The following is a 4,777-nucleotide window of genomic DNA, read 5'->3' on the forward strand; positions in this document are numbered from 1 at the left end:
TGCCGATGGCAAAGAAACCTGCCTGGGTAAGGCTGAGCATCCCGCCGTAACCGGTGATGATGTTCTGGCCGAGGGCCATGAGGGCATATATCCCCGAATAAATCAGAATAAGCAAAAAGAAGTTGAACATATTATACCTTCTCCTTTTCGACCTTGCCGAAGAGTCCCTCAGGTTTGACCAGCAGGATGATGATCAGTACACCAAAGGCAATGGTGTCTTTCAAGCCGGTGGGAATCCCGAAGATTGCGACACCGAAGGTTTCCAAAAGACCCAGCAGGATACCGCCGAACATGGCTCCGCTGATATTGCCGATGCCTCCGACAACAGCAGCGACGAAGGCCTTCAGGCCGGTCATGGTGCCCATGGTTGCATACACCTTGAAATCCAAGGCTATCAAGATGCCGCCAACGGCGGCGAGGGCGCTGCCGATGGCAAAGGTAAGGCTGATGATACGGTTGACATTGATGCCCATCAACATTGCCGTGCCTTGGTCGAGACTGGTGGCACGCATCGCCTTGCCCATGCGGGTCCTGTCGATGAACAATTTCAGGATGATCATCATTGCGAGCGACACCACCAGGATAAGAACCTGGTGCGGGGTTATCACCACTTCTCCCAAGTGGAGGGGGGTGTTGTCAAACGGATAGTTGAATTTCCTTGAGTGTGTCCCGAACATCCATGCGGCACTGTTGCTGAGAATGAACGACACCCCGATGGCACTCAGCAGCGGTGCAAGGCGCGTAGCCTTGCGAAGTGGTTTATAGGCCACCCGTTCAATGAACATCCCCAGCAGTGCACTGAATGCCATACTGATGATCATGGCTAGGAAGAATGATGTGATTGTCCATAAACCCAGCGGGGAAGAACCCCTTAACAGGTCAAAGAGGAACAACCCTACGTACGCGCCTACCATTAAGACGTCACCATGGGCGAAGTTGATAAATTTCAGAATGCCATACACCATCGTATATCCAAGGGCGATAAGGGCGTAGATGCCTCCGAGCGTCAGGCCATTCATCAAGTGTTGGAAGAATTCAGCAATTCCCACGATGCTCTCTCCTTCGTACGAGAACTGAACAGTACGATAACATGAAAAGACCGGTGTAAACAACACCGGTCCTCCTATATCCCGCGAGAACGGGAATACTTTTTAGACCTTAGTCAATCTGGACCAGCTTGCCATCGACCACCGTAAAGGTTCCAAGATACTCGGGAGTAGTCTTGTTGACCTTGTACAGGCCCTGGTAGGCAACCAAGTCGCCGTTTTCTGCAAAATTGATGGTTCCGCTTACGCCGGGGTAATCCTTGGTTGCAGCAACTGCATCACGGACTGCCTTGCGGTCGAACTTGCCGCTGGCCTTATAGACTTTGTCCATGGCGGCGAGCAGGATGTTGGTGCCGTCATAGGCATTGGTGGCAAAACTATCAGGTCCTACACCATACTTTGCAGTATACTGGGAAACAAAGGTATTGAAAGCAGGACTTTCTTTTACTTTTGCAGGACCGACATAGATGACACCGTCGGTGAATTCACCAGCAAGCTTGTATATGTCGGGGTTGGAGAAACCATCACAGGAGAGGAACGGAATCTTCATGCCAAGCTGGGAAGCCTGCTCAAGAATCTGAGCCATCTCTGCAGTATAGTTGGGGATGTAGATGGCCTGAGGATTGGCAGAGCGAATTCTGGTCAACTGGGTTTTAAAATCCTTATCGCCGACATTGAAAGCCTCGGCAATGGTAATCTGGCCGCCGGCTGCTTTAAAAGCTGCAGACATGCCTTCATACAAGCCCTGGCTGTAGTCGTTCTTGGCATACAAGACGCCGATGGTGCGATACCCAAGCTTATCAAAGAAATAGTGGCCTGCTACCTCGCCCTGGAGGCCGTCGGATACGACGGTGCGGAATACATAGTCACCGATATTGGTGATGTCTGCATGGGTGGCCGACGGGCTGATCATCACAATGCCTTCGTTCTGCACGCGTTCACCGACTGCAAAACTCGTTCCCGTGAGAACAGGACCGATCAGACCAACAATCTTATCGGAGGAGGAGAGCTTCTCGATGGAGGAAAGACCCTTCTCGACTCGTCCTTCGGAATCTTCAGTGACGAGTACGACAGGAAGTTTTCCGCCAAAACCTCCCTTGGCGTTGAACTGCTCGACAGCAAGCATGGCTGAGTTGTTGCTCAACACACCATAGTTGGCGTAGTCACCGCTCATGGGACCCATGAAACCGATTTTCGGGCTGGCTGCTTCACCACCGCCCTGTGCAAATGCGGGAAAGGACAATACGGCCAAGATGGCCAACAGAACAAACAGGCTTTTCTTCATCTTTGGTACCTCCAAATGATGCCCGACAGTAAACTATCGAAACATTTACTTGGTTATACAATAACAAGTATATTTATGCAATATTCAAACACTGCAATTTGAAAATTTTCCAAATATCGGCACCCGGGAAGCCTTTCAGCCCTCATATATCACTCATTGCGGTCTCTCATTCTATCCATACGCTCCTCCTCGTGCTATGCTTTTCTCAGCTTTCATCCAAGGAGGACTCCATGGCAGAGAAACGCAACATGTTCGCCGAGTTCAAGAAATTCATCTCCCGTGGCAATGTAATAGATCTGGCAGTCGGTATCATTATCGGCGGAGCATTCACTGCCATCGTGAATTCTTTGGTAAAGGACATCCTGATGCCTTTCATCGGATTGATCCTGGGGGGTGTAAGTTTTGTTGATTTGAAAATCATCATCGCCGAAGCTACCGAACAGTCTGCTGAAGTCGCCATCATGTACGGGGTCTTCATCCAGAAAGTCATCGATTTTTTAGTCATCGCCTTTGTGGTGTTCATGCTGGTCAGGACGATCAACAGGCTGCGCGACCACCTCGAGGCATCGAAAAACGCTGGAGAACAGGGCAAAACAGCGGCAACACCCGCCCCGGCACCTGTTACTCCACCCGACATCGTCCTGCTGACCGAAATCAGGGACCTGCTGAAGAAGAAATAAGGAGAATACCAGCAAGGATAAGAAGTTTTTACTCCCGCCCCTTGCAACCCATTTCCATTTGCGGTACTATCGATTCTGCATTTGCTCCTGTAGCTCAGCTGGATAGAGCACTTCCCTCCTAAGGAAGGGGTCGTGCGTTCGAATCGCGCCAGGGGCACGTTTGAGAGGTTGTTCACACAGCCTCTCTTTTTTGTTTCTAGAGAATCTCCTCAATAAGCAGCGGGTATTTGGACAGCGGCTCGCAGCCTCTCTTGCCGATGAGAATCGGATTTTCATAGCGAAAGCCTATACCCTCTTCCATGCTGGCGTACTGCATCGCACAGATGACCATCTCCCCTTCCTGGTAGACATGGTCTGGATTCGTCCAATAGGGGAACGGACCTTCCATGGCATGCCCGATCCGCCACTCATCACCAAAGAGCCCGATGCCGTGCTCGCAGCCGGGCAGAAGGAAATCGGAACAATCAAGGCTCTCGGCCCGATCCATCATTACCTGGGCAAGACTCGATGGAGTCGCTCCCTCGCGATAGTGATCGAGTACAGTCTGCACCAAATCAACAAAGTTGTCTGCATGACGGCGCTGTCGTTTGGTTGCCGGGCCGATCAGATAGTTGTGTGAATGATCACCCAAGGCAAGGAGGAACATCGAATGCAGGTCCACCATCAGTGGCTCCCCAGCCGCCAGGGCCTTGGTCGTCGGAGGCGTGCAAGCTCCGAGGGCGGTGCGATACCCGCTTGAAATCTCATTGAGCCCGGCAAAGTTCCACTCCGACACCGAGCCTTCCTTGCGCATTGCCAAAGCGGCGATACCGCCAACAACCGTCTCGGTCAGATGCTTCCAACCACCGTCGCAGAGCGCCTCAAACACAGCTCTCTGCCCGACATCGACGATGCGTGAGGCCTCGCGAAAGCGAGCCACCGTCGCCGCATCCTTGATGATGGAAAGCTCATCGACCAGATGATGGGCGTTTACCAGTTGCCATCCCGGGAGGGCGGCCCCGATCTGGGTGTACTCATAGTGGCTGAGATTGCCTTCGGCGGTATAGGTTGCTATCCCGTCCTCGACGCCCAGCCTCCCTTGGGCGATTCCGAGCTCCTCGGTCAGGCAGGCTGAAATCAGGCTTACAGGATCCTGTCCTCCCATCGGAGCATACGCACGAACATTGTCGGCCGAGAGCCAGGTCTCATCACCTACTCTCGTTGCATCAACAATGAAGGTGTGGAGAATCGGTTCTCCCTTGCGGGGAACAAGGACATAGCTGCGCCAGGGGATGAAGGCATCCAACAAGAAACTCAGGGTTCGGGGACGAGTACCCAAGTATGCATCAAGCCCCTCTTTCTCCATCGCGCTCTGCAAATCTGCCACTCGCTTGGGATTATCAATATAATACGGGCTTGCTTGGTCCAATCTGTTTGCCATGCTCACACCTCCCTGTAGTCGGTCGGAATCATGCTGAGAATCTTATTCACCCGATCAGCAAGCGGTGCAAGCCGGACTGCCTTTGCCATATTGCCTTTCAGGCGAAGCTTGCCGGTCATCAAGGCCCGGGTACTGCTCAGCTCCCCGCGGGTAATCGAAGCAAAAACCGAGTATGGGCCGCGAATAATGAATTCAGCTTCAGGGGCAGGCACCTCGCCGGTCTCAAACGCAACAACCTTGCCATCCTCACACTTCAGATAGAGAAAAAATTCTTTCCCCTCGGGTCCGTTCTCATAGATGTCCACCATCGAAGTGGTCACGTTGTGCATCTTCGCGGGGTCGATCT

At 52.4% G+C, this 4,777-nt stretch carries 5 protein-coding genes and 1 tRNA gene; 2 read left to right on the forward strand and 4 right to left on the reverse strand.

Annotation, left to right across the window (positions count from 1 at the left end):
- Positions 1–131: 131 nt before the first annotated feature.
- Complete coding sequence (locus B3K89_RS12400) at positions 132–1,049, reverse strand: branched-chain amino acid ABC transporter permease (RefSeq protein ID WP_293894687.1); 918 nt, start codon at positions 1,047–1,049, stop codon at positions 132–134.
- A gap of 109 nt (positions 1,050–1,158) precedes the next feature.
- Positions 1,159–2,331, reverse strand: a complete 1,173-nt coding sequence (locus tag B3K89_RS12405) for an ABC transporter substrate-binding protein (RefSeq protein WP_293894690.1) — start codon at positions 2,329–2,331, stop codon at positions 1,159–1,161.
- A gap of 230 nt (positions 2,332–2,561) precedes the next feature.
- On the opposite strand from B3K89_RS12405, the gene mscL reads away from it, so the two are divergent.
- The gene (gene mscL, locus B3K89_RS12410; protein ID WP_293894693.1) at positions 2,562–3,011 is read left to right on the forward strand and encodes a large-conductance mechanosensitive channel protein MscL; all 450 of its coding nucleotides are present in this window, start codon (positions 2,562–2,564) and stop codon (positions 3,009–3,011) included.
- A gap of 83 nt (positions 3,012–3,094) precedes the next feature.
- A tRNA-Arg gene (locus tag B3K89_RS12415) sits at positions 3,095–3,168 on the forward strand.
- Between the two features lie 39 nt (positions 3,169–3,207).
- Here the strand turns inward: B3K89_RS12415 and B3K89_RS12420 are convergent.
- The gene (locus tag B3K89_RS12420; protein ID WP_293893026.1) at positions 3,208–4,431 is read right to left on the reverse strand and encodes a M24 family metallopeptidase; all 1,224 of its coding nucleotides are present in this window, start codon (positions 4,429–4,431) and stop codon (positions 3,208–3,210) included.
- Positions 4,432–4,433: 2 nt separating this feature from the next.
- Positions 4,434–4,777 (reverse strand): SCP2 sterol-binding domain-containing protein (locus B3K89_RS12425; protein ID WP_345907487.1); only part of this gene is annotated, 344 nt, incomplete at its 5' end.

Source organism: Sphaerochaeta sp. UBA5849, from assembly GCA_002432715.1.
In the GTDB taxonomy this organism is placed as follows: Bacteria; Spirochaetota; Spirochaetia; order Sphaerochaetales; family Sphaerochaetaceae; genus Sphaerochaeta.